This window comes from Allobosea sp. NPDC055594 (assembly GCF_053618995.1).
On the sequence record NZ_JBSHIO010000011.1, the window covers coordinates 124,822 to 141,541 of the forward strand.

Here is a 16,720-nt window from a genome sequence, read left to right on the forward strand (position 1 = left end):
CAATCTCAGTAACGGAGCGAGTACCTGTTCTCGACTTGGCGAAGAGCAGTAAGACAAACCGTCGTCATCAGCAGATAGATGATCGCCGCCGCGATATAGAACTCGAACGGCTTGAAGGTTGTCGCAACGATCACCTCCGTTTGAAGCGTGAGCTCCATCAACGTGATCGTCGAAAGCAGGGAGGTATTCTTGATTGACGAAGCGACTTCGTTCGAGATCGGCGGAATGATAACGCGTACGACCTGCGGCAGGATGATGCGACGCATGGCGTCGCTATGAGTCAGGCCCAGCGCAAGCGCCGACTCGCCCTGTCCGCGCGGGATGCTGAGAAGGCCGCCACGGATGGTTTCGGCCACATAGGCCGCACTGTTGAGCCCCAGGGCGATCGTACCGGCCACGAAAGGCGACAGCCTCAGCCCGAACTGGGGAAGACCGAAATACACGATGAAGATCTGAACGAGCGCCGGGGTGCCTCGGATGAACCAGATGTAGAAGCGCGCCGGCCACTGAAGAAAGCGCGACTTTGACGACCTCATCAGGGCGATAGCCAATCCTAGCACCCAGGAGAGCAGGATGACGACCGCCGTGACCTGAACGACCAGCCAGCTCGCCTTGGCCAGAAGCGGGAGATAGCCTTGGATGACGCCCCACCAGCTGGTGATGACAGCGAAGCCCGTCACGATGTCTTCCTCGATTTGAGATCGGGATGGAGAATCCGCTTGAGGAAACGCTGGGCCTGCTCACTGCGTGGGGCTCCGAGCACCTGCGCCGAAGGCCCCTCTTCCTCGACGACCCCCTGGTGCAGGAAGATCGTGCGGTGGCTTACATCGCGCGCGAAGGCGATTTCGTGAGTGACTACCAGCATCGTCACGCCTTCGTCGGCGAGCTGCGCGATCAGCTCGAGAACTTCCCCGACGAGCTCGGGGTCGAGCGCCGACGTCACCTCGTCGAGCAGCAAGATCTTCGGCGACATCGCAAGTGCACGAATGATGGCGACGCGCTGCTGCTGGCCGCCCGAGAGCCTGCTCGGATACTCGTTGCGCTTCTCGTAGAGGCCGATCTTGGCCAACAAGCTTTCGGCCTTTTGGCGGGTTTCGGGCGGCGTTCCGCGACCGGTCCGAATTGGAGCTTCGACGACATTCTCCAGAACCGACATGTGCGGCCAGAGATTGTAGCTCTGGAAAACCATGCCGACATCGCGCCGAAGCTGGCGGAGGATTCTGTTCCGCTTCCAGAAATAGAGATGAGGCCCGTACTCGATCTTCTCATCGTTGAAGACGATATCGCCGGCGCTCGGCTCCTCGAACAGGTTCACACATCTCAGCAGCGTGCTCTTGCCCGAGCCGCTGGCGCCAATGATCGATAGCGCCTCGCCGGTTCGCACCGAAAATGAGACCCCTTTCAGGACCTCCAGCGCGCCGAAGCGCTTCCGGATGTTATCCAATCGTAGGATCGGGTCACGGCAGTGCTCATCCCGCATCGGAGCCAGCCCGCTTGAATCCTGCGCCTGCACGACGGCCTCAGATTGATGCAGGCGGGCGGCAACGCGAAGGATGAGCCCTCATTGCTGTCGACTGTCCATCAATCGGCAACGGGCGGGACCGAGCTAACGACACCGGCATTTTCGTTCTCCCGTGGCGACGTTTCACTGCGCCATTGCCCGTACGATATGGTTTGGTATACCATCAGTCAACCATTGGAATTCCGATTTGCCGAAAAGCCCTTCCAGCCATACCTCGGCACTTCGACGCCCAGCCCCCCTCGTGATAGAAGTGCGATGATTCAGTCCCCTACCGACCGACCCGCTGCACAAATGCTGCCCGTCCCCGAGAAACGCCTCGCGCTTCAGGCCTATGAGCAAGTGCTCGATCTCATCATGTCGCGACAGATCGCGCCGGGGACGCTTCTTCAGGAGCGCCGTCTGGCCGACCATCTGCAGATGTCGCGAACGCCGTTACGAGACGCTCTCCTGATGCTCGAGAGCGAAGGATTGCTCATCCGGCAAGGCTCGAAAGGGCTGCAGGTCAAGACGATGGACATCCACGACTTCATCGAGAACCTGGCGATCAGAAAATTGCTGGAGCCGGAAGCGACGCGGCTTGCCTGCGGCCGTATCGACCGCAGCCTGCTGACGTCTATCGCAGACCGGCTCAATCAGCTCATCACCCAGGCCGTAGGCGGCAACCGCGCGCCGGACCGCAGCGACGTGCGCGCCGTGGACGATGCGTTGCACACGGCGATTTCCGAAGGCGCGCAGAACACCCAGATGGGGTCGATCATCCGCAATCTGCGGCATCAAACTCAGATATTCGACCTACGTAGCGTACCCGAGCGGTTTGAGGCGACGTGTCGGGAGCACCTGGCGATCGTGCAGGCGCTGCTGGACGCAAAGCCGGAGCAAGCGGCCGATGCCATGCGCGCACATCTTGATGGTGTCCGACAGAGCATTATTGCGAGGCTTGGCCATGTCTGAGAGGCGGGCCGGGCCGCCGGAGCTGGCTGCGACCGTGGCCCGGCCGACGCCAGATATCGCGCTTGCGGAACGCCTCTTCCAGGAGTTGCGCCAGCGCACCGCAGCCGAGGAAGGAGTGACGCGGGCCTCCTATGGCGAGGGTGAGGAATATGCCCACGCGATGGTCCGGCGGGAGGCCGAACAGCTAGACTTTGAAATCGCGATCGACGGCGCCGCAAATCTCTATGTGACGATGCCCGGCACCGAGCGCGGCCGTCCGGTTATCATCGGCTCCCATCTCGATTCCGTGCCACGCGGCGGAAACTTCGATGGGGCCGCGGGCGTGCTGATGGGTTTGGCTGTCCTCGCCGGCTACCGCCGCAGCGGGTTCGTTCCGCTGCACGACGTCACGGTCATGGCAATCCGCGCTGAGGAAAGCACTTGGTTCAGCTCTTCCTATATCGGCAGCCGAGGAGCTTTCGGCCGCCTGCGCCAGGAAGAACTGGATACCGTCGCCCGCAACGGCGATGGGCAACTCCTCGGTGAGTGCATCGCTGCTTGTGGGGGCGACCCCGCGGCCCTGGCCCGCGGGACGGCTTATCTGGATCCCTCCCGCATCGCGGCTTTCATCGAGCCGCATATCGAACAAGCCGATGTACTGCTCGAACGCAATGAACCTTTCGCCATCGTCACCGGCATCCGCGGCGCGTTCCGCTATCGAGAGGCGCGGTGCCTAGGCATTTATGCCCATTCCGGTGCGACCATGCGCGAGATGCGCCGCGACGCGGTAACGGCAGGCTCCGATCTGGTCATCGCGATGAACGCTCTTTGGCAGAAGCGTGAGGCAATGGGCGAGGACCTCGCCGTCACCTTTGGCCAGTTCGCGACCGATCCGCGCGAGCACGCCTTCAGCAAGGTCGCCGGTCGCGTCGATTTCGCGCTCGATGTCCGCAGCCAATCGCAGGAAACGCTGGCCTCGGTTCGACGCGACGTCGACGCCATCGTCGAGCGGGTCGCTCGTGACCATGGGGTTGCATTCGAACTCGGCCCCCTGACGGAAACCGAGCCGGCCCTGATGGATCCGCGGGTGATGGATGCGTTTCAGCTCGCGGCCGAAACGCGTGGGTATTGCCCCCCGCATATGCCGTGTGGCGCCGGCCATGATGCCGCGGTGTTCAGCCGGATGGGGGTCCCGACCGGCATGCTCTTCATCCGCAACCGTAACGGCAGCCACAATCCTCGCGAGCACATGGCGATGGCCGATTTCGCTGCCGCTGCCGACGTCTTGTCCGAGGTCTGTCTGTCCGGCAGGCTGCGGCAATGAGCGATTGCGTCATCGTGCAGCCGATCCACGATGCGGGCCTGGTTGCGTTGCGCGAAGCTGGGTTCTCCATCCACGTCGCCGCTTCCCCTCGGTTTGAGGTGCTGAGGCCGCACCTCGCTCGAGCCCGCGCCGTCATCACCCGCAATGCCGGGTTCACCGATGCCGAGATGCAGGCCGCGCCCATGCTGGAGGTGATCGGCAGCCACGGGGCGGGCGTCGACGCGATAGACCTGCCGGCAGCGCGAGAACGCGGCATTGCCGTTGTGAATACCCCGGGTGCCAATGCGCAATCGGTGTGCGAGCTGACCTTCGCGCTCATCTTCGCCTGCGCGAAATCCATCATCGCAGCCGACCGGGCGGTACGCAGCGGCGACTTTGATTTCCGCTACGAACAGAAGAGTTTCGAGCTCCAGGGCCGGACCTTGGGTATTGTCGGCTTCGGCCAGATCGGCCAGCGCGTCGCCCGGATGGCACGGGCTATCGACATGAACGTAGTGGTATGCTCGGGTGCTGAAGCGTCCCTTCTGGCCGCGCACGGAGTCGGCCGCGCTAATCTCGACGAGCTCTGCGCACGCGCAGACATCGTCTCGCTGCACACTACGCCGGAGCGTGGCGTGCGGATCGATCGCGAGCGCCTTTCCGCGATGAAACGCGGCTCAGTCCTGATCAATACCGCGCGCGGTGCGCTGGTCGACCAGGCTGCATTGGCTGCGGCGCTCCGCAGCGGACATCTCGCCGCTGCTGGCCTCGACGTGTTCGCGCCCGAGCCTCCTACCGCGGGCGAGCCTCTCTTCGTCGCTCCCAATCTTGTGTTGGCCCCGCATATTGGCGGTTCGACCGGAGAAGCGCTGGCGCGAACCGCCCGCGATGTATCCGAGGACGTTGTCCGGGTTCTGCGTGGAGAGAAGCCTCGCAATCCGGTCGTGGAGCGAAGGCCGTGAGCGGGCCGCCATATCTTGCACCGCGTCTTCTTGCTTGCGGCGATGCGGCGCTGTCGGTGGAGTTCGGCAACCAGATTGACAAAGGCCTCAACGACCGTGTGCTCGCGCTCGACGCGGCACTCACCAAGGCGGCGATCCCCGGCCTCGTCGAGATGGTTCCGACCTATCGCTCGCTGCTGGTCTGCTATGACCCGATCGAAACGGACATAGAAGATCTGAAGCAGCGGATTCTGGCACTCAGCGAGAGTGTGGCGGATCATCCTCGACGCGTGCGGCGGTGGCGCGTGCCGGTGGTCTACGGCGACGCGTTCGGCCCTGATCTGAAGGCGGTTGCCGAGCGTCACGGCATGACGCCCGACGAGGTGATCGCACTGCATGCGGGTGCGACCTATCGTGTCTACATGATCGGCTTCATGCCCGGCTTCGCCTATCTCGGCGGGCTTGATGTTCGCCTCGAAACGCCGCGGCGATTGCAGCCACGTCTCAAGACGCCGGCACAATCCGTTTCGATAGGCGGCGCTCAGGCGGCCATCAGCTCCGTCGAGGCGCCGAGCGGATGGCATCTCCTCGGACGCACACCGGCAAGATCTTTTATGCCGGGCCGCGATCCAGCCTTCCTGTTTGCAGCCGGCGACGAAATCCGGTTCGAGCCGATCTCACCGCAACATTGGGACGAGCTTGACGCCGCCGCGGCGCGCGGAGAGCCGATTATCGGCTGCGAGATAGCATGAGCGAACTTCTCGTCGAGGCCTGTGGAGCGCTGACGACGGTGCAGGACGCCGGCCGCTTCGGCTTGCGACGCTTCGGCGTCTCCCCCGCAGGGGCCATGGATGCGACCGCCCTCGCACGGGCCAACGCGCTCGTGGGTAATGCGCCCGATACGGCAGCGATCGAGTTTTGCCTGATGGGAGGCCGGTTTCGCCTCGAGGGCGGTCCGGTTTTGATCGCTTTCTCGGGAAAGAGCGCCAACGCAACGGCCGGAGGCCGCGCCCTCGATGCAGATAGCTCCATCCTGCTCGAAAGCAGCGAACGTCTCATCATTGGCCCTATGCGCGAGGGCGTCTACGCCTATCTCGCCTTCGCAGGAGGAATCCGACTCGCGCCCGACATGGGCAGCCTGTCAGCGCATCGGCGATCGGGGATCGGGGGGCGCCCGCTGTTCCAAGGCGATCGGTTGCCGCTGGCCGACGGCTCGGGCGACGCACGACCGCGACGTCTCCCTCCAGCCGAGACGCTGGGGAACGCCCCAATCCGGCTAATGCTGGGGCCGCAGGACGACCTGTTCACGGAACGAGGGCTCAAGGCGCTGTTTCGTGAGGAGTTCGCGATCAGCGCCCAGGTCGACCGTATGGGGTGTCGCCTTGAGGGCCCGAAGATCGAACACGCCGGCGGCTTCAACATAATCTCGGACGGCATCGTGCCAGGAAGTATTCAAGTCCCGGGCGACGGGCAGCCGATCGTGCTGCTGCGCGATGGCCAGACCACCGGTGGATACCCCAAGATTGCTACGGTGATCAGCGCCGATCTCGATCGGTTCGCGCAATTGCCCCCCGGATCTGCCGTTCGCTTTCAGCTTGTCACGCGTGAAGAGGCGCTCGCGGCAGCGAAGTACCGGAAACAGCAACTCACATCGTTCCTCGGAAGTACCGAGCTCCTGGAGCCGGGCTCACCAGCAAATTCACTTTTCTCAAGCAATCTGATTAGCGGCGTCACCAACGCTTTCGACTTCGATTACGACGCCGGTTCAGAGGCTGCTTTGGACCCTAAGATCTTCAGCTGAGCCTCGAATATCAAAGTTCAATTCCGACTCGCGCCATGGGACTAAGCCGCTCTCGCGGCAGGGTCGGCGCGTGTCGGCCACTCAACGCGAGCCCGAGGTGTTGGACGATATGATCGAGACGATCCGTCCGGCCTGCTCGTGGCGCGAAGATGCGGTCACCAAAGCGCTCCGCGAAAATCTGGCGGCTGCATAGGACCGCACCGCACCTGAAGCGCCCGAGGATCTGGAGTTCGACGCGTCGGCCGCTGGGTGGCAGGTCCCTCTGCTCGCCGGAAATGCGGGCTCTGGATCCGTTGCGAGATGGCCCCACAATCAGGACATGGGCAAGCGCTGACGGCGGCCTGGACTCGGAAGAGAAGACGACCGCTTTCGATCGCGATTCCATCGACGATCAATCCTGCGGGGACCAAGCTGGCTGTCCCAAATCGCTGAAGCGGCGAGAAGCGCAATGGACCGCGACAGGGAGCACCCGGTTTCTCAAGGGCGGGCAGCGCGAGCTCTCGTACTTCAAGGAGAAGACTCGGAGATTACGGGTCGAGTTCGAGGTGGTTCTTGAGCAGCCTGGCGCGCACGCCGATAGCGTGACTGTTCGCATCCTCCAGCTGTTGGCGACGACGAAGCTCTTCTTGAAGAAGACCACGAACGCCAAATTCCGGGTCATCCTAAATGCCGCTAGGGCCGATTGATGGGGCGACAGGCCCCTTGCGCCAACTGCAGACATTGGTGTTGTAGCCCCCAAAAGCCCGGACATTTCTCACGATGCTGCATGGGCCGCGATGAACTCGCGGGGTGAACGATATCCGAGCGCCCGATGAGGGTGAAGCTCGTTGTAATGGGCGAACCATTCCGGCAGGGCGAGCATGACGGTTCTGGCATCCGGGACGGGATTCACCGCGACGTAATCGCGCTTGAAGGTGCGCACGAAGGCTTCGGCCATGCCGTTGCTCTGCGGGCTCTGGACCGGGGTGGTCAGCGGCCCCAGGCCGATCTCGCGGGCAAAGCGCCGGGTCGGACCAGCGATGAAGCAGGAGCCATTATCGGTTAGCCATTCGATGGTCTGCGGCAGGCGATTGACCTTGCCGAAGCGGTGCTCGACGACGGTGACCATGAGGTCGCAGACATCCTCGCCCTTGATGCCCTCAGTGGTGGCGACATGGCCCATGGCTTCCCGGTCGCAGCAATCGAGCGCGAAGGCGACGCGAACCTTTTCGCCGTTGTCGCAGCCGATCTCGAAGCCGTCGGAGCACCAATGCAAATTGGAGCGCGCGACAACGATGCGGCCGTCGTGACGGCGCTCGACCCCGCCAGCATGGCGTTCGAGCAGAAGGCCATGGACCTTCATCGCCCGATAGACCCGCTTGCGGTTGGCGGGCGCACGGGCCTTGGCCATGGCTTTGCGACGCAACCTGGCCCAGACGCGGGCATAGCCGTCGCTCGGCATGTCGTCGATGACTGCCTCAATCTCGGCCAGCAGCGCCTCTTCCGGCAGGGGCGGACGGCCTCTGCGCTGGGGAGAGCGCCCGGCCGTCCGCTGCGCCACCCGCGCGGCGAGATGCGAACGGGCCACGTCCAGCGTCGCGGCGACGGCGTTCATGGCAAACCGTCCTTGGGCAGCGACAGCGACCGCAATCTCCGTTTTTTATATCCTCCGCCAGTTCGAGGCCATCCTTCAGGATTTCCACCTCAAGGGTCTTCTTGCCCAGGAGGCGCTGCAACTCGCGTATCTGCTCCTGCTGAGCCCGGAAGGCCGACGCCGGGCCAACCTCCTCCTCGGCCGCCGTCGCCGTCAGCGCACCTTGCTCGGCAAGCCGCCGCCAGGTGAAAAGCTGGTTCGGCGACACCCCGCACCGACGGGCGACAAGGCTGACCGTGACGCCCGCCTCGTGCGTCTGCGCCACCATCTCCAGCTTCTCCGAAACAGTCCACCGGCGACGCCGCTCGGGGCCGGTCAGAACCTCAACCTTCGGATAAGAACCAGTCATAGACACGACATTACTCCCAACCCTTATTTTAAGGGTGAGACATGTCCGGGGAATTCGGGGGCCGCTTCAATTGGGATGTTGCCGAAAACCGGACATCAGCTACGGCATCTGCGGTCGTCAAGCCCGCTAATTCTGCTGTCGGGCCATATCCGTGGAACGTCCGACAGCGCGCGTCGTACAAAGTCTCTCGATCGGGCGACGCCGATAGGGGTCGGCGGCAATTGCTCAGGCACCCAGCGCATCTCGTATTCAAATGTCAGGTCGCCATCGTAACCCTGTGCCGCGAGTGTCCTTAGGATATCCGCCCATACTACATCGCCCTCACCGACCGGCACTGAACGGCGGCTGGCTTCGTTGGAGCCGCGGCGCGGGGATCCCGGCACAAAGCTGTAGTCCTTGACGTGGACGAGCCGGATCGCCCTGGCCTGGATGTCGAGGCTCTCCGGAAAGTCTTCCTTGCCATCGCGCATCAGGTTGGCCGGATCGTAGACGATTCCGATGATCTCCTCCTCGGCCCGCCGCCAGATCTCGTCTGTCCGGGCAGCCGTATCGGCCATGGTGCCGTCATGGTTTTCGATATTGAGGCCGATACGACGCTCCGCGGCATAGCGGGCCGCGCGCTTCAGGCTCTCGACGAGCCGCTCGACCGCGACGTTCCAGTCAGCATCGGGAACCTCGGCGCCGCCGAAGACCCGGATGCTGGCTGCGCCCAATGCTTCCGCCAGATCGATGGCGTGGATCAGGCTCGCGACAGCCTCTTCGCGTTCGCTGGCGAGCGGACTGTTAAAGCGCTTCTCGTAGGGCGTGAGCGCGCCTATGACGAGGCCGCGCCGGTCGGCCTCCTCGCGAAGCGCCCTTGCGACGTCGAGCGAGGCGTCGGGCGCGATCGCGCAGCGATAGCCCGGCTGGCAGATGAGATCGAGCCCGTCGAGTTGCAGGTCCCTAGCAAGGTCGAGCGCCTCGACGGGGTCGAGCTCGGGTGTCGCCATGGAGTGGAGCAGCAGGCGCATGGCTCAGGCGACTCGCGACAACATCTCGGCCGTCACCGCATGCAGCAGCGGCTTGCCGGCGACGAAACGTTCGATCTCGTCGGCCAGCAATTCGGCCATCCGCCTGGTCTCGTAGCCGGCCGCGCCCGCAATATGCGGGGTGAGAACGACATTGGGCAGGCCGAACAATGGGGAATCCGGTGGCAACGGCTCGGGCTCGGTGACATCGAGGACGGCATCGAGCCGACCCGAGACCAGCTCTTGCGTCAGCGCCGCATGATCGACCAGCGCGCCCCGCGCCGTATTGATCAGCGTTGCCCCGTCGCGCATCGCGGCGAGTTCGGTCCGGCCGATCATGCCTGCAGTCTCAGGCAGCGAGGGCGCGTGCAGGCTGACCACGTCGGAGCGGGCCATCAGCTCCGCCAGTGTGACTTTCTCGATGCTGAGCGCGCGCACCTCCTCGTCCGACAGGAAAGGGTCGCAGACCAGGACGGTCAGGTCGAACGGCTTCAGCAGCGCGAGCAATCGCCGGCCGATGCGCGAGGCGCCGACGATGCCGACGATTGCGCCGTAATTGCCGGGCTCGCCGGGCGCGAGCCATTGCGGCTGCCAGAGATTGCGCTCGCTGCGGAAGCGCTCGCGCACCGGAAAGGCCCGCTTGTTCGCGAGCAGGATCATCGCCAGCGCATATTCCGCGACCGGCACGGCATTGGCGACCGCCGCAGCGGTGACGGCGATGCCGGCCTGCCAGATGTTCGGCGCTGCGACCGGTTTCACTGCGCTGCCGGCATGAGCGATGAGGCGCAGGCGCGTCGCGATCCTCAGAGCCGCAGCATCGACCCGGGCCGCGCCCCAGCCGGTGAATAGGATGTCCGCCCGGGCGAGCAGCGCCCGGGCCTCCCCCGTGTCATAGCCCCGCAGCGGCTCTCGGTTCAGCAGCGTGCAGGAACGGGTCAGCCGCTCGCGCAGCGCCGGCGTGATCAGGTCAGGCGTCACGTCGGGGTTCATGGCGAAGACGAGGTTAGGCTTTTCGGTCACGGCTCAGCTCTTGACGGCACCGGCGGTCAACCCGCCGACCAGGCGACGCTGGATGAAGAGGAACAGAAGCAATGTGGGCAGCATGGTCAGGCTCGTCGCCGCCATCATCTCACCCCACTGGGCAAACTCGCCGCCTACGAAGTTATAGAGGCCGACCGGCAGGGTGCGCTTCTCGCCGCCGCCGAGGATGACGAGCCCGTAGAGGAACTCGTTCCACGCGTTGATAAAGGAGAAGATCGCGACCGTGACGATGCCGGGTGCTGCCAGAGGCAGCACAAGACGGCGGAAGATGGTGAAGTTGCTGGCGCCATCCATGCGCCCGGCCTCCTCGATCTCGATCGGCACCTTGGCGAAATAAGCCGTCAGCATCCAGGTCGAGAACGGGAAGGTGAAGGTGACATAGGCGAGGATCAGGCCGAGATAAGTGTTCGCGAGGCCGAGCTTCGCGATCGCCGTGAACAGCGGCAGGACGATCAGCGCCTGTGGGAAGAGATAGGCCAGCAGCACGGTGTTCAGGATCAGCCACTGGCCGCGGAAGCGGGCCCGCGCCAGCGACCAGCCGGCCATCGCCGCAATCAGCACGCTGATCAGTGTCGAGACGACCGAGACGATCAGGCTGTTGGCGAGGAACTGCGGGAACGGCGAGGAGAGCAGCACCTTCTCGTAGTAGTGCGGCCCCAGGGTCGACAGGTTGAAGGATGGCGGGAAGTTGTAGAGCTCCTCATAGGGCTTCAGCGACGAGAAGATCATCCAGAACAGCGGCGCCAGCGCGAAGATCGCGAAGAGCGCGCAGCCGGCATAGGCAGTGAAGGTCCAGCCGCGACTGCGCATGCTCATTCTCCCCCGGTTTTCTTCTGGAGGCTGAGGAGCCTGAAATAGACGGCGAGGATGAAGCCGAGGATCACCATCATGATTAGGGCAACCGCCGCCATGCGGCCGAGGTCGTATTGCTGCCAGCCGGCATTATAGGCGTAGACCGGCAGCGTCGTGGTGGCGTCGATCGGCCCGCCGCCGGTGGTCAGGAAGACGAAGTCGAAATTGTTGAAGACCCAGATCGTGCGCAGGATCACCACGGTCGCGATGACCTGCCAGAGCGCCGGCAGGGTGACGTACCAGAACTTCTGCCAGGCGCCGGCTCCGTCGATATCGGCGGCCTCGTAGAGTTCCTGCGGGATGGTCTGCAATCCTGCAACGATCGCAACCATCATGAAGGGAAAGCCGAACCAGATGTTCATGACGATGACCGTCGGCATCGCCAGTGTCGGCGAGCCCAGCCATTGCTGCGGCGCGTCGATCAGGCCGAGCGACATCAGCAGGAAGTTCAATACGCCGTAGAGTGGATCAAGCATGTAGCGCCAGGCGAAGGCCATCACGATCGACGGGAAAGCCCAGGGCACGATCAGGGCGAGCCGCAGCGTGGTGCGACCGACCGTGACCTGCTCCAGCGCCAGCGCTGCGACCAGCCCGAGCAGCAATTGCCCGGCGACGGAGAATGCGGTCCAGACCAGCGTGTTCAGCGTCGCCCGCCAGAAGAGCGGGTCGGCCAGCGTCGCCTCGAAATTGGCGGTGCCGACAAAGCGCCAGCCCGGGAACATCAGGCTGGCATTGGTGAACCCGACGACCGCGTTGTAGGCGACGGGATAGAGGATGACGGCCGAGAGGCAGGCTAGGCCGGGAATCAGGAACAGGATCGCCAGCCGCTCGTCGAGCCAGGCAGTGAGCCCGCCGCCCGAAGAGCGTGCCGGGCGCAATGCATCGGCCTTCGCTGCAAGTGCAGTCATAGGCATCAACCCCGGTCGAAGCGTGTTCGCACGTCGCCGACGACCTTCTCGATCTGCTTCGCCGTAGCACTCACCGCCTGTTCGATCGGCTCGTTCCGCAGCAGGATGCGCTGGAACATGTCCTCGACCGCATAGCTGTTCATCACCGGTCCGGCATAAGGGTTGAGCCCGTGCTCCATGCCGGCGAGGCTAGTGTCCTCCAGCCCCTTCAAGGTAACGTCGACGACGTTGCGGAAGCGCTTGATCGTCGGGTTGTCGAAGAAGGCTGGACCCTCAGCTCGGCGCAGGCTCGGGAACATGAAGAGCGGGATCGTCAGCAGGAAGGGCGTATAGTTCTCCTCAGCGAAGAGGAATTTCGCGAACTCCTTGCCATCGGCCGGATTCTTGCCTTTCGGCAGAGCGACGGAAATGCCGCCGAGCAAGTTTCCGACTCGCTCGCGCCTCGGCATGAAGGTGGCGTCGAGCTGCTCGGCGACGGTCGGCGCATCCTTGGCGGCGCCGGCAACGATCGCCGCGGAATCCTCCGCCAAGCTGGTCTTGCCGCTGTTCACCAGGCTGAAATTGTCGTTGATCTTGTAGTCGGTGACGCCGGGGCCGCCGGCCTTGCGCGCCAACTCGACGATAAAGGCAGTGGCATCCTTCACAGGCGCGCTGTCGAACGAAACCTTGCCGTCCTTGTCGAAGAAGGAACCGTTGGCCGAGCGCGCCATCATCCAGAGCAGGAAGCCGCCACCGGTGTCGCCCTTTGCGAGCTTGGGGATCCAGCCGAAATGTTCGGGCGCCTTGGTGGTCGCGATCGCGACCTTGAGCGCATCGTCCCAGGTCACCGGCGGCCGGAGCCCAGCCTCCGCTAGGCGGTCCTTCCGATAAACCAGCAGGCGATTATGGACGTAGTGCGGGATCGAGACGTACTGGCCGCGGAAGAAGCCCGTCGTCCGGGCGATGTCGCCCTTGAAGGCTTCGGGCCCACCCAGCGCCTTGACGACGTCGTCCATCGGGTTGAGCGCGCCGGCGAGCGCCATCGGCACGGCGTTCTCAGCGAGCAGGATCGTGACGTCCGGCAAGGTTCCCGCGGCCATCGCGGCCGGCCATTTCTGCGCGAAGGCAGGCCAGGGCACGATCTCAATATCGACCTTGACCCCGGGATTGGCTTTTTCGAAACGGTCCGCCACCTGACGCATGAAGTCGGAGCGCTCCTTCTGGGAATAGCTGTGCCAGAAGACGATGCGCCGCGGCGCCTGGGCGTGGACGAATGGCGCCGGCAATGTCGAGGCGGCTGCGAGCGTCGCTGCGCCGCCGACAAGACTGCGCCGGGTGATGTTTGTCTCGACCATGGCTTCCTCCCTCCGGCCCGGATCGTTGTCCGGGCGTTATGTCGTTCAGATGAGGCCCGCAGCCCGCGCCAAGCGCGCGAGCTCGCGCTTTTCAGCATCGGGGATGCCGAGCTGGGGCCGGCGGACGGCGCCGTCGGCGATCAGGCCCTGCAGCCGCAGGATCTCCTTCATGCGCGGGCGGAAATCACGGATCGGTGCGCGCCAGCAATAGCGGGCGATCGGCGCGAGCCGCTCCCAGATCTCGCGGCCCTTCTGCGCGTCGCCGTTCTGTGCCGCCTCGTTCATCGCCATGAGCTCGGCCACGGCCGTGCCGGCGAAACCGATCAGGGCGCCGTCGCAGCCCATCAGGATCGCCTCGTAGATGAAGGTGTCGCTGCCGGTCAGGATGCCGATCGGGTCGGGCAGCGCCTTGACGCTCTGCACCGACTGGATGGTCTGGTTGGCGTCGAAGGACGATTCCTTGATCGCTATCACCTGCGGGATCGAGGCGAGCGCGTCGAGCATCTCGCCGGAATAGTCCGGCCCCCAACCGCGCGGGAACTGGAAGGCGATCAGAGGCAGGCCAAGCGCATCGGCGATATCGGCATGGAAGCGCCGGATCATCTCGGGCGGGATCGGGGCACCCATGAAGACCGGGAAGGGCGGGAAGACGCAAAAGCCCTCCGCTCCGGCCACAACCAGATCGCGGCCATGGGCGATCATCTGGTCGGTCGAGCCGCCGATCAGCCCGCAGATCAGCGGAACCCGGCCGGCGACGACCTCGGCGCAGACCCGCATCACCTCGACGCGCTCGGCATTGCTCAGCGCCGGCGCCTCGGCTGCATCCATGTTGACCGCGATCGCGCTCGGATACTGAACGGCGATCCAATCCATATAGTGCCGAAGCGAGGCCCAATCGATCTCGCCATCGCCCTGCATCGGCATGAATGGCGCCGAGATCACGCCTTTGAACGGGCGCGCCAGCACGGCTTTCCGGATCGGAGCGGGCGCGCGCGCGGGCGCCGTCAGAACGGTCATGGCAGAGATCCTCTCGAGGCTTTGTTCAGCCGGCCGCCCGGGCGGTGGCCTTATCGGTGAAAAGCTCAGAGCCGGCGCTGGCCGCCGACAGCTCCTTCGCCGCGGCGAGCAACAATGGGGCGAGCCGCCCAGCGTGATCGGGCGTCAGCCGGGACGAAGGCCCGGCGATGCTGACGGTGCCGATCGCCACGCCCGTCCGGGGCTGGAAGATCGCGGCGGAGAGGGCCGAAGTCCCGGCCGCTGCGGCCTGGTCGACATAGGCATAGCCCTTCGCGCGGGCCCGGCTGAGCGCCTCGACGAAGGCCGAGATCGTGCGCGGCGCGTTCGGCCCGTGCTCGTCGAGCTTGCCGAAGCCATGCCTGGCGACGCGCGCGATAGCCTCGTCATCGTCGAAGCTCGCCAGCCAGGCCTGTCCGGTCGCGGTGCAGAACAGGACGGGATGCCCACCCATCTCGGGGTCATAGCGCAGGCCGGACCGGGCGCCTTGCGCCTTCGCGACCCAGGTCAGATCGTCACCGTCGACCACGGTCATGCGGACCAGCTCACCGCTCTCGTGGGCCAGGCGGTCGAGGATCGGTTGTGAGATGTCGGTAATGCCGCTCGCCGAGAGATAGGCGAGGCCGATCGAGATCAGGCGCGTGGTGAGGTGGTAACGCTCCGTCTCCGGATCCTGCCGGACATAGCCGAGGCGGATTAGGTCGGCGAGCAGGCGATGGGCGCCGCTCTTCGGAAGCCCGATGTCCTCAGCGATCAAGGTGACGCTGACGCCGCCCGGCCGGGTGGACATCAGCTCCAGCGTGTTCAACGCGCGATCGAGAAGTGAAGCAGCCATCGATTTTTCCTGAACTCTGTTCTTTTTAGAACTGAGTTCAGCTTTCGCGTCAAGCCTGAATTCTCCCACTCCTAGGCGAACTCACCGGCTCGTCGGGAGGGAACCGTGCAGACCTAGGAGGTCGGGGCCAATCTAGGAAGTGAGGCCAAATCGCCCAGGAGCGGACTGTGGACGGCTTGGCGCCGATCCAGTTGAAAAAGTCGGTCTGCGGGCGAGGGGATCACGGGCGGCGATTTGCTCGCGAGCGTCTTCGCCTGCCACGCGGCCCTGATCTGAGGTCCATTCGGGCGGAGCTTGGCGAGCTTCCTGAGGTTCTGGGCTGCTGCGGCGCGGTGGAACTTGTCTCTGGCGCCGTTTGGACCGCGTAACCGAAGCCGATCGAGCTTCAGGATGCGCTTGAGGTGGGCGAAGAGCGTCGCGACCTTCTTCCGCTCGCGCCGTGATCGCTTGCGAGGTACGTAAGTGACGCCGAAAGCGTTGCTTTTTCGCGCCACTGGAACATCGCTGGCTATCCAGAAGATGTCTGGTGCGGCAGATAAGGATCGAGATCTCGCACCTACGGCTTCAGGGCCTTTTGCGACAAAGGCCCTATCGCAACCTTGCAACGTATAGCTGCTACCAACAGAATACTCGGCGCATCGCAGCCGCTTTCGCCCTCGTCGCAGAGTTGCGGGTGCAAGATCCGTAGGGGCCGGTTCGACCACAAGATCGACCAGTTTCACTTGGAGGGCCGCGGTCAGCCTGTCCAGGGTCGCCATGGAGGGATTTTCCCTTCCTCTCTCCAACCGGCCTATGAACGACCGATCGAGGCCAGCATCGACCGCGAGAGCTTCCTGGCTCAAACCGCGCTCAACCCGCAACCGCCGTAAATTCCAAGCAACTAAGGCCGCGCCATCCATTGCGGGATTGGGCGGCTTTGCGGATCATGAAACCACGGCTTATAAAGCCCATTTAGAGCGGCTTGGCGCAGCTGTATCGATTCGCGCGTACGGGGAAGCAGAGCATGAATTTGCGAGCGGATGACCGATCATCGATCCGCAGTAGATTGCTTCAAAAAACGAGGAAACTAATCTTCTCTGGGCCGATTGCTGCAGCGGTGCTTTTTGTGTTCGTCGGGTTCATCCCGGGGGTAGCGCAGAAAAGCGACGAGCTCGTTTGTGTGCACGGCGGTGAGAAAACCATCCAGTGGAGCGCCGGCGTTTGTGCCGGCGCGGGCGGCGTAAAAGTCGGCCACTGGATAGGCTGACCCC

General features: G+C 64.1%; 17 protein-coding genes and 2 pseudogenes. 6 read left to right on the top strand and 13 right to left on the bottom strand.

The window, feature by feature from the left end:
- Window positions 1-5: 5 nt before the first annotated feature.
- Together ACWGRX_RS20670 and ACWGRX_RS20675 are read right to left on the bottom strand one after the other, a co-directional pair.
- The gene (locus ACWGRX_RS20670; RefSeq protein ID WP_452119060.1) at window positions 6-680 is read right to left on the bottom strand and encodes an amino acid ABC transporter permease; all 675 of its coding nucleotides are present in this window, start codon (window positions 678-680) and stop codon (window positions 6-8) included.
- Window positions 677-1,480, bottom strand: coding sequence for an amino acid ABC transporter ATP-binding protein (locus ACWGRX_RS20675; protein WP_452119082.1), 804 nt, complete (start codon window positions 1,478-1,480; stop codon window positions 677-679). Before ACWGRX_RS20675 ends, ACWGRX_RS20670 begins: the two co-directional genes overlap by 4 nt.
- 333 nt (window positions 1,481-1,813) lie before the next feature.
- Here ACWGRX_RS20675 and ACWGRX_RS20680 point away from each other — a divergent pair, with 333 nt between their 5' ends.
- The 6 genes from ACWGRX_RS20680 to ACWGRX_RS20705 all read left to right on the top strand — a co-directional run bounded on the left by ACWGRX_RS20680 (window position 1,814) and on the right by ACWGRX_RS20705 (window position 7,183).
- Complete coding sequence (locus ACWGRX_RS20680; RefSeq protein ID WP_452119061.1) at window positions 1,814-2,473, top strand: GntR family transcriptional regulator; 660 nt, start codon at window positions 1,814-1,816, stop codon at window positions 2,471-2,473.
- Window positions 2,466-3,776 carry a hydantoinase/carbamoylase family amidase gene (locus ACWGRX_RS20685; protein ID WP_452119062.1) on the top strand — a complete coding sequence of 437 codons (1,311 nt, stop codon included), beginning with the start codon at window positions 2,466-2,468 and terminating at the stop codon, window positions 3,774-3,776. Before ACWGRX_RS20680 ends, ACWGRX_RS20685 begins: the two co-directional genes overlap by 8 nt.
- Window positions 3,773-4,717: a hydroxyacid dehydrogenase gene (locus ACWGRX_RS20690; RefSeq protein ID WP_452119063.1), complete on the top strand. Its 945-nt coding sequence runs from the start codon at window positions 3,773-3,775 to the stop codon at window positions 4,715-4,717. Before ACWGRX_RS20685 ends, ACWGRX_RS20690 begins: the two co-directional genes overlap by 4 nt.
- Entirely contained in the window at window positions 4,714-5,448 is a 735-nt protein-coding gene (gene pxpB, locus ACWGRX_RS20695) for a 5-oxoprolinase subunit PxpB (protein WP_452119064.1), read from the top strand. Before ACWGRX_RS20690 ends, pxpB begins: the two co-directional genes overlap by 4 nt.
- The gene (locus ACWGRX_RS20700) at window positions 5,445-6,497 is read left to right on the top strand and encodes a 5-oxoprolinase subunit C family protein (RefSeq protein WP_452119065.1); all 1,053 of its coding nucleotides are present in this window, start codon (window positions 5,445-5,447) and stop codon (window positions 6,495-6,497) included. The genes pxpB and ACWGRX_RS20700 overlap by 4 nt, the downstream gene beginning before the upstream one ends.
- A gap of 275 nt (window positions 6,498-6,772) precedes the next feature.
- Window positions 6,773-7,183 carry a hypothetical protein gene (locus ACWGRX_RS20705; protein ID WP_452119066.1) on the top strand — a complete coding sequence of 137 codons (411 nt, stop codon included), beginning with the start codon at window positions 6,773-6,775 and terminating at the stop codon, window positions 7,181-7,183.
- A 68-nt stretch (window positions 7,184-7,251) separates the two neighbouring features.
- Here the strand turns inward: ACWGRX_RS20705 and ACWGRX_RS20710 are convergent.
- The 11 genes and pseudogenes from ACWGRX_RS20710 to ACWGRX_RS20760 all read right to left on the bottom strand — a co-directional run.
- Window positions 7,252-8,479 (bottom strand): IS3 family transposase gene (locus ACWGRX_RS20710; protein WP_452119067.1). Its coding sequence is split into 2 segments (ribosomal slippage): window positions 7,252-8,137 and window positions 8,136-8,479, totalling 1,230 coding nucleotides; the frame shifts between segments, so codons are not numbered across the junction.
- A 95-nt stretch (window positions 8,480-8,574) separates the two neighbouring features.
- Complete coding sequence (locus ACWGRX_RS20715; RefSeq protein WP_452119068.1) at window positions 8,575-9,489, bottom strand: sugar phosphate isomerase/epimerase family protein; 915 nt, start codon at window positions 9,487-9,489, stop codon at window positions 8,575-8,577.
- A gap of 3 nt (window positions 9,490-9,492) precedes the next feature.
- Window positions 9,493-10,476, bottom strand: a complete 984-nt coding sequence (locus ACWGRX_RS20720) for a hydroxyacid dehydrogenase (RefSeq protein ID WP_452119083.1) — start codon at window positions 10,474-10,476, stop codon at window positions 9,493-9,495.
- Between the two features lie 33 nt (window positions 10,477-10,509).
- Window positions 10,510-11,343: a carbohydrate ABC transporter permease gene (locus ACWGRX_RS20725; RefSeq protein WP_452119069.1), complete on the bottom strand. Its 834-nt coding sequence runs from the start codon at window positions 11,341-11,343 to the stop codon at window positions 10,510-10,512.
- Window positions 11,340-12,287, bottom strand: a complete 948-nt coding sequence (locus tag ACWGRX_RS20730) for a carbohydrate ABC transporter permease (RefSeq protein ID WP_452119070.1) — start codon at window positions 12,285-12,287, stop codon at window positions 11,340-11,342. Before ACWGRX_RS20730 ends, ACWGRX_RS20725 begins: the two co-directional genes overlap by 4 nt.
- A 5-nt stretch (window positions 12,288-12,292) precedes the next feature.
- Window positions 12,293-13,621: an ABC transporter substrate-binding protein gene (locus ACWGRX_RS20735; protein WP_452119071.1), complete on the bottom strand. Its 1,329-nt coding sequence runs from the start codon at window positions 13,619-13,621 to the stop codon at window positions 12,293-12,295.
- A 45-nt stretch (window positions 13,622-13,666) separates the two neighbouring features.
- Window positions 13,667-14,638: a dihydrodipicolinate synthase family protein gene (locus ACWGRX_RS20740; protein ID WP_452119072.1), complete on the bottom strand. Its 972-nt coding sequence runs from the start codon at window positions 14,636-14,638 to the stop codon at window positions 13,667-13,669.
- 25 nt (window positions 14,639-14,663) lie between these two features.
- Window positions 14,664-15,470: an IclR family transcriptional regulator gene (locus tag ACWGRX_RS20745; RefSeq protein ID WP_452119073.1), complete on the bottom strand. Its 807-nt coding sequence runs from the start codon at window positions 15,468-15,470 to the stop codon at window positions 14,664-14,666.
- Between the two features lie 278 nt (window positions 15,471-15,748).
- Window positions 15,749-15,913 (bottom strand): annotated as a pseudogene (locus tag ACWGRX_RS20750) (transposase); the annotation flags it as partial.
- A 270-nt stretch (window positions 15,914-16,183) separates the two neighbouring features.
- Window positions 16,184-16,369: pseudogene (locus ACWGRX_RS20755) on the bottom strand (helix-turn-helix domain-containing protein); the annotation flags it as partial.
- Between the two features lie 167 nt (window positions 16,370-16,536).
- Window positions 16,537-16,720 (bottom strand): hypothetical protein (locus ACWGRX_RS20760; protein WP_452119074.1); only part of this gene is annotated, 184 nt, incomplete at its 5' end.